16 protein-coding genes, 1 tRNA gene, 1 other RNA gene, 1 pseudogene and 1 other annotated feature are annotated in these 17,649 nt (G+C 39.4%); of the genes and pseudogenes, 3 read left to right on the forward strand and 16 right to left on the reverse strand.

The genetic code is table 11. The features are described from left to right. Window positions 1-145: 145 nt before the first annotated feature. From JCM9152_RS19630 to JCM9152_RS19655, 6 genes are all read right to left on the reverse strand, one after another. Window positions 146-409, reverse strand: a complete 264-nt coding sequence (locus JCM9152_RS19630; RefSeq protein ID WP_035347235.1) for a pro-sigmaK processing inhibitor BofA family protein — start codon at window positions 407-409, stop codon at window positions 146-148. 75 nt (window positions 410-484) lie between these two features. Further along, entirely contained in the window at window positions 485-706 is a 222-nt protein-coding gene (locus JCM9152_RS19635) for a YaaL family protein (RefSeq protein WP_035347237.1), read from the reverse strand. Between the two features lie 11 nt (window positions 707-717). Further along, window positions 718-1,314, reverse strand: a complete 597-nt coding sequence (gene recR, locus JCM9152_RS19640; protein WP_035347239.1) for a recombination mediator RecR — start codon at window positions 1,312-1,314, stop codon at window positions 718-720. A gap of 132 nt (window positions 1,315-1,446) precedes the next feature. Then, the gene (locus tag JCM9152_RS19645) at window positions 1,447-1,758 is read right to left on the reverse strand and encodes a YbaB/EbfC family nucleoid-associated protein (protein ID WP_035347241.1); all 312 of its coding nucleotides are present in this window, start codon (window positions 1,756-1,758) and stop codon (window positions 1,447-1,449) included. 15 nt (window positions 1,759-1,773) lie between these two features. Further along, window positions 1,774-3,468, reverse strand: coding sequence for a DNA polymerase III subunit gamma/tau (gene dnaX, locus JCM9152_RS19650; RefSeq protein WP_035347243.1), 1,695 nt, complete (start codon window positions 3,466-3,468; stop codon window positions 1,774-1,776). Between the two features lie 320 nt (window positions 3,469-3,788). Further along, the gene (locus JCM9152_RS19655) at window positions 3,789-4,250 is read right to left on the reverse strand and encodes a MerR family transcriptional regulator (protein WP_035347246.1); all 462 of its coding nucleotides are present in this window, start codon (window positions 4,248-4,250) and stop codon (window positions 3,789-3,791) included. A gap of 171 nt (window positions 4,251-4,421) precedes the next feature. Between JCM9152_RS19655 and JCM9152_RS19660 the strand changes: the two genes are divergently transcribed. Then, entirely contained in the window at window positions 4,422-5,273 is an 852-nt protein-coding gene (locus tag JCM9152_RS19660; RefSeq protein ID WP_035347248.1) for an aldo/keto reductase, read from the forward strand. A 221-nt stretch (window positions 5,274-5,494) separates the two neighbouring features. Here the strand turns inward: JCM9152_RS19660 and ffs are convergent. The 8 genes from ffs to guaB all read right to left on the reverse strand — a co-directional run bounded on the left by ffs (window position 5,495) and on the right by guaB (window position 13,154). Next, window positions 5,495-5,761, reverse strand: an RNA gene (gene ffs / locus JCM9152_RS22170) — signal recognition particle sRNA large type. Window positions 5,762-5,856: 95 nt separating this feature from the next. Beyond that, window positions 5,857-6,321 carry a tRNA adenosine(34) deaminase TadA gene (gene tadA / locus JCM9152_RS19665; RefSeq protein WP_035347250.1) on the reverse strand — a complete coding sequence of 155 codons (465 nt, stop codon included), beginning with the start codon at window positions 6,319-6,321 and terminating at the stop codon, window positions 5,857-5,859. A gap of 102 nt (window positions 6,322-6,423) precedes the next feature. Then, window positions 6,424-6,516: transfer RNA gene (locus JCM9152_RS19670), tRNA-Ser, on the reverse strand. Window positions 6,517-6,810: 294 nt separating this feature from the next. After that, the gene (gene serS / locus JCM9152_RS19675) at window positions 6,811-8,088 is read right to left on the reverse strand and encodes a serine--tRNA ligase (protein ID WP_035347252.1); all 1,278 of its coding nucleotides are present in this window, start codon (window positions 8,086-8,088) and stop codon (window positions 6,811-6,813) included. A gap of 158 nt (window positions 8,089-8,246) precedes the next feature. Next, window positions 8,247-8,452 (reverse strand) — a binding site (T-box leader). Further along, window positions 8,452-9,039, reverse strand: coding sequence for a pyridoxal 5'-phosphate synthase glutaminase subunit PdxT (gene pdxT / locus JCM9152_RS19680; RefSeq protein ID WP_035347255.1), 588 nt, complete (start codon window positions 9,037-9,039; stop codon window positions 8,452-8,454). It overlaps the preceding feature by 1 nt. A 19-nt stretch (window positions 9,040-9,058) precedes the next feature. Continuing rightward, entirely contained in the window at window positions 9,059-9,943 is an 885-nt protein-coding gene (gene pdxS / locus JCM9152_RS19685; protein ID WP_035347257.1) for a pyridoxal 5'-phosphate synthase lyase subunit PdxS, read from the reverse strand. 306 nt (window positions 9,944-10,249) lie between these two features. Continuing rightward, window positions 10,250-11,596 carry a D-alanyl-D-alanine carboxypeptidase family protein gene (locus tag JCM9152_RS19690; protein ID WP_235715779.1) on the reverse strand — a complete coding sequence of 449 codons (1,347 nt, stop codon included), beginning with the start codon at window positions 11,594-11,596 and terminating at the stop codon, window positions 10,250-10,252. A gap of 100 nt (window positions 11,597-11,696) precedes the next feature. Next, window positions 11,697-13,154 carry an IMP dehydrogenase gene (guaB, locus tag JCM9152_RS19695; RefSeq protein ID WP_035347259.1) on the reverse strand — a complete coding sequence of 486 codons (1,458 nt, stop codon included), beginning with the start codon at window positions 13,152-13,154 and terminating at the stop codon, window positions 11,697-11,699. A gap of 142 nt (window positions 13,155-13,296) precedes the next feature. Here guaB and JCM9152_RS19700 point away from each other — a divergent pair, with 142 nt between their 5' ends. Then, window positions 13,297-14,265 carry a YaaC family protein gene (locus JCM9152_RS19700; RefSeq protein ID WP_035347261.1) on the forward strand — a complete coding sequence of 323 codons (969 nt, stop codon included), beginning with the start codon at window positions 13,297-13,299 and terminating at the stop codon, window positions 14,263-14,265. A gap of 29 nt (window positions 14,266-14,294) precedes the next feature. Here JCM9152_RS19700 and JCM9152_RS19705 read toward each other — a convergent pair whose 3' ends face one another. Together JCM9152_RS19705 and JCM9152_RS19710 are read right to left on the reverse strand one after the other, a co-directional pair. After that, the gene (locus JCM9152_RS19705) at window positions 14,295-15,614 is read right to left on the reverse strand and encodes an ATP-binding protein (protein ID WP_035347263.1); all 1,320 of its coding nucleotides are present in this window, start codon (window positions 15,612-15,614) and stop codon (window positions 14,295-14,297) included. A 316-nt stretch (window positions 15,615-15,930) separates the two neighbouring features. After that, window positions 15,931-16,548 carry a PH domain-containing protein gene (locus JCM9152_RS19710; RefSeq protein ID WP_035347265.1) on the reverse strand — a complete coding sequence of 206 codons (618 nt, stop codon included), beginning with the start codon at window positions 16,546-16,548 and terminating at the stop codon, window positions 15,931-15,933. A 631-nt stretch (window positions 16,549-17,179) separates the two neighbouring features. Between JCM9152_RS19710 and JCM9152_RS23545 the strand changes: the two are divergent. After that, window positions 17,180-17,287 (forward strand): annotated as a pseudogene (locus JCM9152_RS23545) (IS30 family transposase); the annotation flags it as partial. Between the last annotated feature and the right edge of the window lie 362 nt (window positions 17,288-17,649).

A 17,649-nucleotide genomic window follows, 5' to 3' on the forward strand; every position in this document is an offset into this window, starting at 1 on the left:
AGCTTTCGTCGTTTATTGCGACTTTTCTAATATACCATGTCACTCAACACAAGTCAACACTTTTTTATTCATTGTTAACTTCTATTAATGCGACAAGAAATAATATAACATATCTAGCATTTATAAAGCAATGCTTTTTTTACATTTAAATAAAAAAAACAGCAATTCCTATTAGCAACGCTATTCCTGGTACTCCCAATAAACCAGATACAATCGTCGTCACCCCATTAATCGGCACATAAAGGCCGATAGTAGCTCCTAGCACATTTACAAAGAAAAGCATTAAAACTCCTATTAAACATTTTACAATAAAACCACCCGCAAAACGCAAAGGTTTAACAGGCGCTCCTACTAATAATAAAATAAAAACCAAGCCGACTAATAACAAAATGACTAATATAGGCTCCATTTAACCATCTCCTTCCATTAAGCTTGTCTACACTGAACATGTATATGCTTCAAACACAAAAAAAGAACAAACCATTTACTGTTTGTTCTTGCTTGCATGACTAGCTCTAGCTTCTCGTAATAGAAGCGAATATAAGCCTTCTGTTATTTTCGCTCGATTTAAAACTTCCTCAGAAGGATCAATGCTTCGATTAATCAGTTGCTTTTGTTCATCTAGCTTTCCTTTTAGCATTTCTAATTGGCTCAGCAAAAGACGATTCTGTTGTTCACGAACCTTTCCTTTTCTCTTAAAAAACATCTCGTCGCCTCCTACAATTCTCTCCGGCCTTCAATCGCCCTAGACAAAGTGACTTCGTCCGCATATTCCAAATCTCCACCTACAGGAAGCCCATGAGCAATACGAGTCACCTTAATCCCAGTAGGCTTAATCAGTCTAGACATGTACATAGCCGTCGCTTCTCCCTCGATCGTTGGATTCGTAGCAATGATCACCTCTTGAATCGTATCGTCTTGAAGTCGTTTTAAAAGCTCAGGTATTTTAATATCTTCTGGTCCAATCCCATCCATCGGTGATATCGCTCCATGTAAGACATGATATAAGCCACGGTATTCCTTCATTTTCTCCATAGCAATAACATCTTTAGCATCTTGTACGACACAAACAACCGATTTATCACGACTTTGATCCTCACAAATTCTACATGGATCAATATCTGTAATATGATGACAATTGGAGCAATACGTTAAATTTCGTTTAGCATTCACCAACGCCTTCGCAAAATCAAGCACATCATCCTCTTTCATATCTAACACAAAAAAAGCCAGACGACTAGCCGTCTTAGGTCCAATACCCGGAAGCTTCATAAAACCCTCTATTAATTTCGCTATCGGTTCAGGATACTGCAAATAACAACCCTCCCTTCCCTTCACAATCATTTACATCCAGACATATCTTTTCGATAAAATCCACCTACACTATAAAGAGGGTAGGTGGATTTATAACAAAATGGTGCACACTATATACTAAAGATTTGCTAGTTAAAACAAGCCAGGCACGTTCATCCCTTTTGTAAATTTACCAAGATCTTGTTCCACAAGCTCATCAACTTGCTTTAAAGCTTCATTCGTTGCAGCTAACACTAAATCTTGTAGCATTTCTGGATCGTCTGGATCAATGACATCTTCAGAAATTTTCACATCTAATATACGCTTGTCACCACTTGCTACAACTGTTACCATTCCACCACCAGCTGTCGCTTCAATCGTTTTTTCTTTTAGCTCTTCTTGAGCCTTTGCCATTTGCTTCTGCATTTTTTGCATTTGCTTCATCATATTACCCATGTTTTTCATTATAATTTCCTCCTTTTATGAATCACGATCTACCATTTCAATTAATTCTTCACCTACAAGCTTAACTGCTTCCTCAACTAACTCATCATGATCAGCTTCATCATCCGGCTTTCCTTTATCACTTACAAACTCAGCCTTGACCTGTTCCCATTGTTCACTCAACAATGTCACAAACGTCTGTTGAGTTTGGAAAATGGCTTGTAAGATTGGTTCAAGAATTTCTCGAAACTTTGTATCCATCATATCACGGTGCATCTCATTTTGAAACGCTAAAACAACTGTAGAAGAAGAAGCGGCAACTGGTTTACAGTCACTCAACCATGCATGACCTGGTACATTCGTTGTTTTCATCTTCTCCATCACATCACCCCAACGTGACATAACAAGCTGTAAACTCTGCTTATCCGCTGCTTTTAATAGCTCCATCACCTTTGCAGTCGATGCTTTCGATTTCACTGCTTGCGGACGCTTAACCTTTCTTTGCTGTGAAGGGGATTGCTGCTCATTCACTTGAACTTGAACAGGTTGCTTTTTCATGTCATGAACCTGCTGCTGCAGAAGATTAAGCTGCTCTTTTAACTGTTGGATTTCCTTCGTTGACTCCAAACCACCAGCATGATTGGAAGGCTCGTATGGGAAGAGCTTCATTAATGCTAACTCTAAAAAAATTTTCGGGTGAGCAGATAGTTTCATTTCTTGTTGGCTACCTGTCAACGATTCAATTGTCTGATGTAACCATTGAGGCGATAGTTGTTTAGCTAATGCTTGAAACGACTCATCAGGCTTAGCCCGTTCCAGTAAGTCCTCTGCATCTGGAGCATGCTTGTAGAGCAATAAGTCACGATGGAAATAAATTAAATCCTCTATTAAACGCATCGGATCCTTACCCTCTGAAACCATACGATCGACTTCTTGTAACGCTTCAATCGTATTTTGTTCGATTAAACATTCAACAATCGTTATTAATGCTTGTTGTGAAATCGCCCCAGTAATAGCTAGAACATCTTCTAGCACAACTTTTTCTTCAGCGAATGAAATCGCTTGGTCAAGAAGACTCAATGCATCTCTCATCCCACCTTCAGCTGCTCTTGCAATATGTAATAACGCTTCAGGCTCAGCCTCAATCCCATCAGCCGATAAAATATGTTCAATTCGCGCGACAATCGAATGGCTTGAAATTCGTTTGAAGTCAAATCGTTGACAACGAGAGATAATCGTTAACGGAATTTTATGAGGCTCTGTTGTAGCAAGGATAAACAATACATGACTCGGAGGCTCTTCTAATGTTTTTAACAATGCATTAAACGCTCCAGTGGATAGCATATGTACTTCATCTATAATATACACCTTATAACGAACTTCATTCGGTGCAAACTTAACCTTATCACGTATATCACGAATTTCATCGACTCCATTATTAGAAGCCGCATCAATTTCCATCACATCAACTATTGCACCTGATGTAATTCCTTTACAAGCAGCACACTCATTACAAGGTTCAGCAACAGGTGCTTGTTCACAATTGATTGCCTTTGCAATAATTTTCGCGGCACTCGTCTTCCCTGTACCACGTGGACCCGTGAAAAGATAGGCGTGAGAAAGCTTTTCTTGTAATAAAGCATTTTGTAACGTTTTCGTAATATGCTCTTGACCGACAACATCTTGCAGTAACTGCGGTCGCCATACACGATATAAAGCTTGATAACTCATCACACTTCCCCCTTCACCTACTGTATTTATTATAGCTTTTCACTTAGTCAAGAACAATCATCTATTCTAATGTTTTGGAAAAACTGCTACACAATTTCTCCTAATGACGTCGTCTTGTAGTCGTTACAAAAGGGTTCCATGCTTGTAAAGGTTCGCTACGTACCATTGAGGAGAAGGTGAAGAGTTCATCTCCACCTTAATGAGAAAACCGTGTTCATACTCTCAAATGATTAGAGCTATAAAGCACGAAAAATTAAGATTGTTTCACTTCGAACATTGACCAGCTAGGAGATCTCCCGGAAAAACTAATAATAAGTAAGTTATGAATTTACGTTTTCTGATGAACCAGATGGCGAATAAAATACATCACAATGATTATGCCGGATTTCTTCCCAATTGCTAGGATTGGTCGTGTCTGGAATACGATGCTCCAGAATGGCTTGATATAGGGCAGTTTTTTCTTCCAGATGGGCGACGCGTTGTTTGGCTTCTTCAAGCTGAACGAGCGCCGAGTCTCTATGCTCCATCATGATTTCGCAGCGTTGCGGTATAGTCGAATCCCCTTCGAGACAAAGATCTACGTACTTTTTGATGACTTCAATCGGCATTCCGGACTGTTTGAGGCATTTGACGCCGTACAGCCAATTGATCGATTCTGCATCGAACAGCCGGATGTTATTCTCATTACGCTGTATGCTTGGCACCAACCCTTTATCGGTGTAAAAGCGTACAGCGTGCTCGGTAAGTCCCGTTATCAGGGCGGCTTCTTTAACCGTATGCATGTATAATCCTCCTTGAAAAAAAATTATAAAAACCGCTTGCCTTCGTGTTACACGAAGGCGGTAAACTTATTGTAACGCAAATCGGTCGTAAGCGGAACCCCCGCTCCAGTGCCCGATTCCCGGGATTCACGGCCATTTGCTGCTTACATTTGAACAATGGGAGGAATTACAATGCAAACTGTAACATTGAACAACGGTGTAAAAATGCCGATCATCGGCTTTGGTGTCTACCAAATTCCCGATGCTGAAGAATGTGAGAATGCCGTATATGAAGCACTGATGACCGGTTACCGCCTGATCGACACCGCCGCCGGTTACTTGAACGAGAAAGCGATCGGACGCGCGATCAAGCGCAGTGGCGTACCGCGTGAGGAATTGTTCATCACGACCAAGCTCTGGATTCAGGATGCCGGCTATGAAAGTGCCAAGCTTGCATTTACCAAATCCTTGAATAAGCTACAGCTCGACTATCTCGACCTATATCTTATTCACCAGCCATTCGGCGATTACTACGGCGCTTGGCGTGCAATGGAATACCTGTACCGCGAAGGTAAGATCAAGGCGATCGGTGTTAGTAACTTCCTGCCCGACCGTCTAATGGATCTCATCGTGCATAACGAAATCGTGCCCGCCGTCAACCAAGTCGAAACGCACCCGTTCTACCAGCAGGTCGAGAACTCCGCTTTTATGAAAGAACAAGGAGTGCAGCACCAATCGTGGGCGCCGTTCGCGGAAGGACGCAACAACATGTTCGACAACGACGTACTGACCTCGATCGCGGTAAAACACAGCAAGTCCGTCGCCCAAGTCATATTGCGCTGGCTTGTTCAACGTGAAGTCGTTGCTATACCTAAATCGGTACACAAAGAGCGGATCGTCGAAAACTTCGACATTTTCGATTTTGAGTTGAGTACGGAAGATATCAAACAAATTTCCGCCCTCGATACACGAGAAAGCCTTTTCTTATCGTACCACGATCCTGAATTCGCCAAGATGCTGGGCAACTTAAGAGTCGATTTATAACTTTTGATCGAACCATAAGTTCATCATGCGTTTACGTTTAACCTCATACTAGAAAGGACAAGGCGGCACACTTGTCCTTTCTTTATGTCTATCCGTAAGTGGTAAAATTTGTTCATGGTCATTCTTGATTGCACAGCACCTATTTCTGCTTTTTTATGTTTTCTATTCAAAAAGAGCAACTACGTCCTTAAACGTAATTGCTCTTTTTTATAAAAAGGATACCGCGCACCTTCCTTCGATTAAGGTACCACGAGCGTTACCTAAGCAGTTAGCTCGGCCCAGGCGACTCCACGGCACACGGAAGGATCCACTTACTGCTGCTTCCTTCCGGACCTGACAGGGTTCATGGGTTTCCGTTGCGTGGAACCCAAGCGTCAACACCACTTACTTAGGGCAGACCTCGCAGCACCAAAACCTCTAGAAGGGATTCAGCCCCGCTATAGCGGATTGCGAGTTACAAGGCACCGCTACCTCCCCACCTAGCACGGTAAATCGTCATAATGTTGTTATACGTCTCGTCGACGTAATATTTAGTATAGGGTGTTTTGCTTACAAATGCAAGCGGTAGAATTTGTAAAAATCTCTAGTTTTTCTTTTTTGCTCGCAAACGGCGGAAAAAGGCTGTTAAGATCGTCCCACACTCTTCTGCTAAGCAGCCTTCAATCACCTTCGTCTGATGATTAAAACGTGAATCATCAAGCAAATTCATTAATGATCCAACACAGCCAGCTTTGGGATCTCTTGCCCCATAGACAACGGTCGGGACACGAGATTGTAAAATAGCTCCTGCACACATTGGACAAGGCTCTAACGTCACATACAGCGTACAATCTAACAAACGCCAGCTCCCTAGTTTCTTACACGCCTCTTCAATTACCGCTAATTCGGCATGAGCTAATGCTTGCTGATCACTTTCTCGACGATTATGAGCAGAAGCAATGACCTCATCCTGATGAACGAGAACAGCCCCAATTGGAACTTCACCTATCATCTCAGCCTTTTGTGCTTCTTGCAAAGCAAGCCTCATCCACTTTTCATGGTTTTGCATAACGAGTCCTCCTCGTATCTTCTCAACCTATTCTCCAATAAACCCACTTACCTCTTAAAGAAGAAAAACACTACCATCAAGGCAGTGTTTATTTATTATGTATGGCGGAGGAAGAGGGATTCGAACCCCCGCGCGGTTTAACCCGCCTGTCGGTTTTCAAGACCGATCCCTTCAGCCGGACTTGGGTATTCCTCCGCGTTTCGTACTGACAAGAAATATAATAACAAACCTTATAACAAGAAGCAAGTCCTTTTTCCTTCATTTTATAAGAAAAACCGCGGTAGCGGAGAGCACTGAAAAAGTCCTTTCTAGTAACTCAAAAGAAGAGTAATGGCTCCGCTCGTTGCGCGCCTTGCTATGAGAAATCCACTCATAGCAAGGCTTTCAAAATCGGGCAACGGCTACTCACATTACTTAAAGGCCACTGAAAAAAGTGAAAATCGCACTTTTTCAGTTCCCTTTACAACTACCCGGTTTTTCTTAAGATGATTACTTAGCTTGAATCACATCAACACGCATATATGGCCGTAGTACTTCTGGAACAACAATCGATCCATCTGCCTGTTGATAATTTTCTAATATCGCCGCCACCGTTCTACCTATCGCTAGACCAGAGCCATTTAAAGTATGAACAAACTCTGGCTTTGCTTTCGGTTCACGACGGAATTTAATATTAGCACGCCTCGCTTGGAAATCTTCAAAATTACTACAAGAAGAAATTTCACGATACGTATTATAACTTGGAATCCACACTTCAATATCATACTTCTTTGCCGCCGTAAAACCTAAGTCTGCTGTACACATACTCATGACACGATATGGAAGCTTTAACAATTGTAATACTTTCTCAGCATGAGACGTTAACTGCTCTAATGCCTCATATGAATCCTCTGGAGCTACAAAGCGAACGAGCTCAACTTTGTTAAATTGATGCTGACGTATTAACCCACGTGTATCTCGACCAGCAGAACCTGCTTCAGAGCGGAAATTAGCGCTATAGGCAGTATAAGCAATGGGCAATTGCTCAGCAGAAAGAATTTCATCCCGATGTAAATTGGTGACAGGAACTTCCGCTGTTGGAATGAGAAAATAATCCTCTTCTTTAATTTGGAATGCATCCTCTTCAAACTTCGGTAGCTGCCCTGTTCCAGTCATACTTTGACGATTGACGATAAACGGTGGAATAACTTCCTCATAGCCATGTTCATCTTGGTGTAAATCCATCATGAAGTTAATAAGCGCACGCTCTAAGCGAGCCCCTAAACCTTTATAAAAGACAAAACGACTACCAGTGACCTTTGAAGCACGTTCAAAATCGAGGATATTTAATTCCGTCGCCGCATCCCAGTGTGGCTTCACGTCAAAATCAAGCGTTGGCAGCTCTCCCCACTTACGAACCTCAACATTATCATCCTCCGTATCGCCGACTGGCGTACTATCATGAGGAACATTCGGGATTGTCAGCAAAATATGTTCGAGCTCTTGGTCAAGACTTTTCAATTCTTCATCAAGTGCTTTAATCTTACTAGAAACTTCTTTTGTTTCAGCTATTAAATGGTCAGCGTCCTTTTTCTCACGCTTTAATTGTGCTACTTCTTGTGAAACTTGATTGCGTCGACTTTTAAGCTCTTCAACTTCAACGATAACCGCTCGCCTTTTCTCATCTAATTTCTGAAAGCGATCTAATCCAGATATGTCTTCACCACGTGTTTTTAACTTCTCTGTTATGCCTTCTAAATCTTTTCGTAAACGTTTAATGTCTAACATTTTACACCCTCCTTGATTAATTCTTCTAAGACTTTTATCCATTCAAACGCGATAGCGTCTTTGAATAATCCCACTTGCTTCTTCGGTTCTTCTCAAAATTCTTCCTCGAATTTTATCTTTTCTTATCTTTCAAAAAAACCGTCCCTTCTATTCATAATAGAAGGGACGGTTTCCCGCGTTGCCACCCTTGTTGTATAGAACCACTATCATTCTATACCACTTTTGCCGATAACAGCGGCAACTGTAAGAGCTTTTCACTCTTCACTCAAAGGGAGATTCTAACTAGCGTTTGACTGGTTCGCACCTACCACCAGCTCTCTTAACAAAGCAACTAGCTATACTAATCCTTTTTCTACGTTTTTTCTATTCCACTACTGACTTCGATTCCTTAACCATTTGGACAAAAAATTGATGAATGCGGTGGTCTTCCGTTAGTTCCGGATGGAAGGAGCAAGCAAGAAATGGTCCTTGCCTGGCAGCTACGATTTCATCTTTATATTTAGATAATACCTCAACTTCATTGCCAACTTCGACGATTAATGGGGCACGAATGAATACAGCGCGCACATCATCCCCGACACCTGTAACGTGTAAGTCGGTTTCAAAGCTTTCACGTTGACGACCAAAGGCATTACGCTCTACTTTCATATTAATGACAGCTAAGTGCCCTTGATCATAGCCAGCAATTTCTTTGGCCATTAAAATTAATCCTGCGCAAGTTCCAAACATCGGCTTCCCTTGTTGGGCAAATTGCTTTAACGGTTCAAAGAAACCATATAAATCAATTAATCGTCTCATCGTCGTGCTTTCGCCACCCGGTAAGACAATACCATCTAAATCCGCAAGCTGTTCCACTTTCTTCACTACGACTACTTCAGTATCTGGAGCTTGTAAGCATTGAACATGCTCCCTAACAGCTCCTTGTAATGCTAATACGCCAACTTTAACCATGGTCGATTCCTTTCTCTACTTACCAACCGCGCTCTTGCATACGATCTGATGGCTCTAGAGTTGAAATCTCAATCCCTTTCATTGCCGTACCTAACCCTTTTGAGAGCTTTGCAATTAACGCATAGTCTTCATAGTGTGTTGTTGCTTCTACAATCGCACGAGCAAATTTCTCCGGATTATCTGATTTAAAAATACCAGATCCAACAAAGACACCATCTGCACCAAGCTGCATCATCAACGCAGCATCTGCAGGAGTCGCCACACCACCAGCAGCGAAGTTCACGACAGGAAGCTTACCTGTTTCTTTAATTTGCAATAATAACTCATAAGAAGCACCGAGGTTTTTCGCTTCTGTCATAAGCTCGTCTCTTGACATATTTTGCACTTTTAGAATTTGTTGCTGCACCATTCGCATATGACGAACAGCTTCAACAATATTTCCTGTTCCTGGCTCACCTTTCGTACGAAGCATAGATGCCCCTTCTTCAATACGACGAGATGCCTCACCTAAATCACGAGCACCACAAACAAATGGAACTGTGAAATCGCGCTTATACAAGTGATACTCTTCATCAGCAGGAGTTAATACTTCACTTTCATCAATATAATCAACGCCCATCGCTTCAAGAACACGAGCTTCAACAATGTGACCAATACGTGCCTTGGCCATTACTGGAATCGAAACAGCATTTAATACTTCTTCAACAATTGTCGGGTCTGCCATACGTGCGACACCACCAGCAGCACGGATATCAGCTGGAACACGCTCTAATGCCATAACAGCAACAGCACCTGCTTGTTCTGCAATTTTTGCTTGTTCCGCATTAATGACGTCCATAATAACGCCGCCCTTTTGCATTTCAGCCATACCACGTTTGACTCTATCTGTACCCGTTTGACTCATTTGAATTCCTCCTATACCTCTACGGTCTCTCTAGTAAAATTGACATATCTTTTATTAGTATACATCAAAAATTCGCAATTCTCTCGCTTTTTAAGAAAAACGCGAGAGCCTAAGGGCACTGAAAAAGTTTAATTTTAACTTTTTGGGTGTCCTTTAAGCAATGTGCAAAACCGTTGCCTGTTTTGAAAAGACTGATACGAGTGGGCTTCTCGTATCAAACGAGCAATGAGTGCAGCCATTGCTAATTAAATTAAAGATACTGAAAAAGTGTTGTATCCTTCTTCAGTTACCTCGATAACCTTTTCGTTATGAACCGAACCAGCCACTTACTGTATCAGCAACGCCTGTCCATATTCCCGAGAAAAAGCCACCAATTCCTCTCATCATCATTGTAAACCAACCTGCCTTCTCGACTGCTTGATCAGTGACAACAGGAACCTCCACAGAAGCATTGGAGTAAATATATTCATCTTCGCCTTCTCCATCGTAGGTTAATACAAGCGTTCCGACCTGTTGTCCAGCTTCAATCGGCGCTTCTAACTTTCCATTTTCATTCAGTTGACTTTCATCTAATACAAGCTCTGCACGATATAATTCTTCGGCACCACTTTGAATCAAAGCTGTTAAAGAACTCGTACTTGAAATAGACACTTCATTCTCTTTCCCACTTACTACTTCAACAAGCTCGTCCCCCTCTGGTTTATAACCTTCTGGGAATAATTCAACCTGTGAGAATTGGTTAAAGCCATAATCTAGCAATTTACGAGTTTCTGTAAAGCGTGCTTCTCGATCACTCGTTCTCATGACAACAGAAATTAGTTGGACGTCTCCACGCTCAGCTACACCTGTAAAAGCAGCTCCAGCCGTACTTGTCGACCCTGTTTTCAAACCTTGGATACCATCATAAGAAAACTGATCAAAGTCTTCTCGTATACCTGGAATCATCCAATTCCAATTATGCATAACCTCTATTTCACCTGGACCTGCATCAAATTCCATGACAGGGATTTGTGCTGTCTCAAGAATTTCTGGATAATCATTAATCAAATGGTAAGCTAGCTTAGCTGTTGCTCTTGCTGACAAGAGATTTTCAGCATCTTCTGACGTCCCGTCTGGATGATTTCCGTTCATCGAGCTATTATTTAATCCAGTAGAGTTAACAAATTCATAATCTTCAAATCCTAACTCTTCTGCTTTTTCATTCATTCTTTGTACAAAAGCCGTTTCAGATCCAGCAATTAAATCTGCTAAAGCAATCATTGATCCATTTGCTGAGTAAATTGTGACTGATTCATATAATTCTCTTACTGTATATGAATAATCCTGTCTTAACGAAACATTGGATAACGTTTTATTAAGAGATAACTGCCTAACGAAATCACTAATTGGAACCTCATCATCCCAACTAATCTCACCATTTTCTACAGCTTCAAAGATTAAGTATTGACTCATCATTTTTGTCATACTCGCAATTGGAAGAAGACTATCGATCTTCTTCTGGTATAAAACCTTACCTGACTTAGCATCAATTAATATTGCAGCTTCAGCATCTAAATCAACAGAAGCTTCTGCTAGATTAGGTTGTACCCAACTACTAATTAACACCGCCACTACTATCATTAACATAAGTGGCTTCTTCATTACTTTGTTCACTCCAGCACCTCCATACCTACTTCGATAGAGGTTATTTTAACACAATCAACTACAAAAAAATAGATAGAGAAGTCTCTATCTATTTCCAAATACTATGACATTATAATGAATAATTTGGCGCTTCTTTAGTAATTTGAACGTCATGAGGGTGACTTTCGCGCAAACCAGCACCTGTAATACGGATAAACTTACCATTATCACGCAGATCATCTAACGTTGCCGTTCCACAATATCCCATTCCTGCACGAACTCCACCAATTAACTGATGCACCGTATCATTTAATGGACCTTTATAAGGGATACGCCCTTCAATACCTTCTGGAACAAGCTTTTGCGCATTTTCTTGGAAATAACGATCCTTACTTCCTTTTTCCATCGCTCCTAATGAACCCATTCCTCGATACACTTTAAATTGACGACCTTGATAAATTTCACGTTCACCTGGGCTCTCAGAAACACCAGCAAGTAAGCTTCCAAGCATAACCGCATGTCCACCAGCTGCTAATGCTTTTACAATATCTCCTGAATACTTAATTCCCCCATCAGCTATAATTGGAACTCCATGCTTCCTAGCTTCTGTCGCACAATCATAAACAGCAGTAATTTGAGGTACGCCAATACCTGCAACGATACGTGTCGTACAGATTGATCCAGGTCCAATTCCTACTTTTACAACACTTGCACCAGCTTCTATTAAGTCACGAGTTGCTTCTGCAGTTGCAACATTTCCTGCAATAATGGTCAAATCGGGATAGTTAGCTCGTACCTCTCGAACTTTATCTAATACTCCCTTAGAATGCCCATGTGCCGTATCGATCACGATTACATCTACACCAGCTTCAACAAGCGCTTCAATTCGCTTATCAGCGTCAGCCGAAACCCCAATAGCCGCTCCAACAATTAAACGGCCTTGAGAGTCTTTTGCTGAATTAGGGAATTCAATGACCTTCTCAATATCTTTAATCGTAATTAAACCTTTTAGTATTCCTTGATCATCTACTAAAGGAAGCTTTTCAATTTTATATTTCTGTAAAATCTTTTCTGCTTCGTCTAATGTCGTACCAACAGGAGCAGTTACAAGGTTTTCCTTCGTCATGACCTCATCAATTTCAATTGAATAATCTTCAATGAAGCGTAAATCACGATTCGTTAAAATACCAACTAGCTTTTGCTGCTCATCAACAATTGGCACACCAGAAATGCGATATTTCCCCATTAAATGCTCTGCATCAAATACTTGATGCTCACGAGTTAAATAAAATGGATTCGTAATGACACCACTTTCTGAGCGCTTTACTCGATCAACGTTTTCAGCTTGAGCTTCAATAGACATATTCTTATGAATAATTCCTAGTCCACCTTCACGAGCAATCGCAATCGCCATCTTTGCTTCTGTAACAGTGTCCATTCCAGCACTAATAAGTGGAATGTTAAGCTCCAAATTATCACTTAGCTTTGTTTTCACTGAGACGTCACGTGGCAAGATTTCAGAACGAGCTGGAACGAGCAATACATCATCAAAGGTTAGCCCTTCTTTTTCGAATTTATTTTCCCACATCTTCATGTATCCTCCCCAAATCCATTTTTATGAACGTAAAAATATTATTAGTAGCTTATCAAGTGGGTAAACTACTGTCAAGAAAGTGATTAATATAAGATTTTTCTAAATAAACTGACTATTTAAAAGGAGTTATTTTTGTATGGATACAACTGAGTTATTTCTCCCTTACTTTTCAGCACCTTATACAAGAAGATATTTAACCTCTTCTTATCAAAAATTAAATTTGACTCAACCTAAAACAAAAAGCTATCATTCAGCATACTCTTTTATTTATCACTTACAACACGGACAGCTTTACATGAAGCAAGCTTCTTTATCACCAACTGAATTACAGCCTATTTTATTATTTTATGGATTAGTTCAACTTTTAAAGGCATGCGTATTAACAATAGATCCTACTTATCCAGCGAATAGCCAAGTATTAGCTCATGGTGTAACAACTAGAAAGAGAAAGAAGACAAGTTATCATTTTCTAAATGATGAAGTCAAAATTCAAAAACATGGTCTTTTTTCTCACTTTTTAGACAAAATGTTTCATGTGAAACAGTTAGAATCTGAAAAATTTAAGATGAATACTCTTTTTGAACAGCTCGGTGATATGCATGAACTGTTCTATCAAATGAATGGTTCTCCAATCTCTTATAAGGCTCAGAAGTCAGCTAATAGCATTCAACTTCCTTCTGAGCTATTAGATTCTTATCATATGACTGTCTCACGTTTTGAGCGTTATTTAAGTAGCTTTCCGACAAGTGGATATTCATCAGTCCATCAAATAAACGAGCAACGTCATCATTTACACCTTACATTGCAAAAACAACCGACTTTGCAATATTCAGCACCGTGGTTATATGATCGTCAAAGAAATTTGTATTTATTAAAATCGTATCGACGTGATGGATATCGCTATCTACCTGAATTAGCCATTCATTATTTATTATTGTACAACTTAAGCATGATCTGTCGTTATGAAGCTGAATGGTGGGGGGAATTACTCCATACCTTTGATGGAGAAGATCTTCCTTTTATTTTGCATTACTTACACGTTGCCCAAGAAAAAATCCCATTACTCATTGCTCATTTTCTTCAAGACGTTATTCAAACTAACTAGTTATTACAACTGTGCATTATAACGCACAATTAATCCATGTATGATAACGGAAAGGATACTTCCATCTTCGTTCCTTTCCTTTCTTCACTCTCAACATGAATTTCTCCATTAAAATAATTCACTAGCTTATATACCATAAACAAACCGACTCCTTGTCCAGGTACATCTTGATTAACTTTCTGATATTTCTTAAATAGTTTGTCTAGCTCCTCGTCATTCATTCCAACTCCCCGATCTATCACTTGAATGTAAAGGAACTCATTTTGTACGAAACTAGTTAATGTAACGCTGCTCCCCTCATAGCTATACTTAATCGCGTTACTTAATATATTTGAAATAACGAGCCTCATCCCCATCGCATTTCCCCTGACTTGAACGGTATGAGGAAGATTTATATTTGTGTCCAACTTAATATTTTGCGTCCTTGCCTTTACACTCATACTCTCTACAACTTCATTTATGATTGGTAACATTTCAAGCTGTGACGCTTCCCAAAAAGAATCAACCGTTAACATTTGTTCTGTTTGGATCATATGATTAATTTCATGGTCGATCGCCTTCGCGTAATCCTCAATTAACTCTAGTTTCACTTTTGAATCTTCCTGGTTTACTTCTGTCTTTAGAATCGTTGCAAACGATTTAATAACAGTTAGAGGATTTCGAACTTCGTGCGCAATCACATGAATAAAATCAAGCTTTTGACGATATAACTCTAATTCTGATTCAATTTTCTTTTGACTTGCTAATGAGGGCAATACGTCACCCTCCTTATACAAAGGTGATATCACTAATTCTGTATCTGTCATTAAGTAAGGGTGACTTTTCATCATTTCAAGTTGGACCGCTGAAGGGATTACTTTGGCATTATAAGAACAAATGGTTAAAAATTGAAAATTTCGAATTGCTTGATCACATTGACACTCATAAGTATGGAGTTTATCCATATTATCTAAATAATTTTCTAAGAAGACATTCCCCCATACCCTTACAGAAATATTTTTCTCAGCATAAGAGGTAAATAGTTGAGTTAAATATGCAATCGCTCGCTCAAAATGAAAGTCATTGTATGTTTGATAATAATCAACGCTATTTATGAAGTGAACAAAATCAAGCTCATCTTCATTTGATACACCTAGTTCTGCTTTGGTTTTTTCAATGGCAGCTTGATAAATCTCTTCTTTTTCGATAATAATAACATGTTGACTTACTGATTTTGCCGCGACTATTGCTGACACTAAATTTTCTAAGTATAATTCTTCCGAATAATAGACATATAAAACATGTGCCCCTTCATTGATAGTTAGCTTCTTCGTTAAAGGTATTGTTTTTTTAGTTACTGTCTTATTCATTATAGCCTCCTTATGTCATTACCTATTAATGGTCAACACTACCATTATAGTTTAAATATAATAGCTAACCGTGCTTAATGCTAATATTAAGAATGAGCCAATTCGATTACTATGATGGGTACTGCAAAAGCACAAATCAATTTTTTCAGTAGTCCTCTATTTATAAAGAGCTGACTTAATCATAAGATAAAAAAGCGATCAGAGATTGTTCTAAATCTACCGATCGCTTTTTTCGTATAATTTAATAATCAAGGATTCATGAAATATATGAATATATTGCAAAATCGTTTTGCTGTTTTATAAATATCATCATATACTACCTTAAGTATATATATTGTTCAAAAATGTCAGTAAAATCTTTCGTTCGATAAGCTTGATCATATTCTCTTAATCGGTCAAATGTATACTCATCGACCTTCTTATACTCAGATAATAAATCATTTTGAGTTAAATGAACATGCTGCAACACTCTAGACGCATGTTCTAAGCTTTTTTCAGCTAGACCTTTAATGACTTGGTTATCATAGATTATTTCTGAAATATGCAGTAAAGCTCTATATATTTGTTTAGCGTATTCCACTTCTCTACGGGCAATAGCAATTGTAACCTTTTCATCACCGATGTTGAAAATAATCTCAACATCTAAGTCAATTCTCCCTGCTGTTTCTAAAGAAACATTGTCAATTGGAAATTTATAATATGGATATCTCCTCATTGTTCGTTTAGAAGTAACAGCATTTTCTCCGTCAATATGGATTAAAGCTAAGTTAGTAAAACAATACTCATCTGCCTTCGTTTTAATAAGAAAATAAATCTTTTCTCCATGAGCCTCTCGAATAAAATCATTAGCATCTGTTTGATTAAAATCGTTAGGGTGGATTACTTTTCCAATGTCCGATAATCCTAATGCATCGGCTGCCATTTTTTTGAACACTTAACATCACACTTCTTTCATTTATTTTTATTGTTTGTTGCTCTCGTTATCCTTATCGTACTTTTTATGATCTCCTAGCTATTTGCCTATTTCATGATGCACATATTTAGTTTAGTCTTAATGATGTTTATTATATTATAGTACATTTTTACCGTTAATAGGGTTAAATTCTAATTCATATGATATAACTACGACGCATTTTGTAAATGTTACTTTATCTATCCTAAACTGATGACTCTTTCCTTAATTGTTCCATAGATCACTGGCTTTCTCACAGAAGAGCACTGTTCCTTGGAGGCACTGAGAAAGCTTAGTTTTTAACTTTTTGATGCCATTTTAAGTAATAAGTGAAACCGTTATCTGTTTTGAAAAGCTTATTAAGAGAGTGCTTCTCATTTTAAGAGAGCAACGAGTGCAGCCATTGCTAGTCATAATGAAAGATACTGAAAAAGTTGATTTGTACAGTGGCCTCGTTTCTTGACCCTTTTCTTTTTTGCCCGTGACGAAATGTAATATTATATACGACACCTAAAAATAAAAAGCCCCATGAAAACAGCTATTTTAAGTATGGTTAATAAGTATCCCCTAGGCGTTTTCAGGAATTTGCGTGTTATTTATTGAAGAACAGGTGGATATGGATGTTTATTTTACTGATCCATATGCTTTCTGGCAGCGTGGAACGAACGAGAGTGCCAATGGTCTCTTACGCGAATTTCCCCCTAAGAAGACGGATCTAACACTCTCTTTACAGAAGAAGAACTACAACTAGAATTAGCCTTGCATCTAATATCGACCAAGAAAATATCTCAGTTGGAAAATTTCATACGAGGCTTTTAGGAAGAAGTGTCGCATTTAGATTTACAAACCGTTGCATAAAAAAAGCACAATCCTACTGGATTGTACTTGTTCGCCCGGCAACGTCCTGGCTCTTGCCTCCTCTTCTACGGGGACGTTTCACTTGATGACACTCCTCGATGGCTTTCTTGGTGCTTCACGAAGAGGAACCATTCGTCTCACAGGGGGACACGTTGCTTTTCTTGATGCTTCTTCACGATGATCCATCGGCTCTTTCTTAGATGACGCTGTTCCTTCCGGAACAGA

Origin of the sequence: Halalkalibacter hemicellulosilyticusJCM 9152, from assembly GCF_000513115.1 — a bacterium.
GTDB classification, from domain to species: domain Bacteria; phylum Bacillota; class Bacilli; order Bacillales; family Bacillaceae_D; genus Halalkalibacter; species Halalkalibacter hemicellulosilyticus.

What these genes read in the sequence shown, in the direction of transcription:
- JCM9152_RS19660 (WP_035347248.1), top strand. Translation starts at nt 4,422, where the DNA reads ATGCAAACTGTAACATTGAACAACGGTGTAAAAATGCCGATCATCGGC.
- JCM9152_RS19700 (WP_035347261.1), top strand. Translation starts at nt 13,297, where the DNA reads ATGGATACAACTGAGTTATTTCTCCCTTACTTTTCAGCACCTTATACA.
- JCM9152_RS19630 (WP_035347235.1), bottom strand. Translation starts at nt 409, where the DNA reads ATGGAGCCTATATTAGTCATTTTGTTATTAGTCGGCTTGGTTTTTATT.
- JCM9152_RS19705 (WP_035347263.1), bottom strand. Translation starts at nt 15,614, where the DNA reads ATGAATAAGACAGTAACTAAAAAAACAATACCTTTAACGAAGAAGCTA.
- dnaX (WP_035347243.1), bottom strand. Translation starts at nt 3,468, where the DNA reads ATGAGTTATCAAGCTTTATATCGTGTATGGCGACCGCAGTTACTGCAA.
- JCM9152_RS19645 (WP_035347241.1), bottom strand. Translation starts at nt 1,758, where the DNA reads ATGAAAAACATGGGTAATATGATGAAGCAAATGCAAAAAATGCAGAAG.
- guaB (WP_035347259.1), bottom strand. Translation starts at nt 13,154, where the DNA reads ATGTGGGAAAATAAATTCGAAAAAGAAGGGCTAACCTTTGATGATGTA.
- pdxS (WP_035347257.1), bottom strand. Translation starts at nt 9,943, where the DNA reads ATGAGTCAAACGGGTACAGATAGAGTCAAACGTGGTATGGCTGAAATG.
- JCM9152_RS19635 (WP_035347237.1), bottom strand. Translation starts at nt 706, where the DNA reads ATGTTTTTTAAGAGAAAAGGAAAGGTTCGTGAACAACAGAATCGTCTT.
- tadA (WP_035347250.1), bottom strand. Translation starts at nt 6,321, where the DNA reads ATGCAAAACCATGAAAAGTGGATGAGGCTTGCTTTGCAAGAAGCACAA.
- pdxT (WP_035347255.1), bottom strand. Translation starts at nt 9,039, where the DNA reads ATGGTTAAAGTTGGCGTATTAGCATTACAAGGAGCTGTTAGGGAGCAT.
- serS (WP_035347252.1), bottom strand. Translation starts at nt 8,088, where the DNA reads ATGTTAGACATTAAACGTTTACGAAAAGATTTAGAAGGCATAACAGAG.
- JCM9152_RS19655 (WP_035347246.1), bottom strand. Translation starts at nt 4,250, where the DNA reads ATGCATACGGTTAAAGAAGCCGCCCTGATAACGGGACTTACCGAGCAC.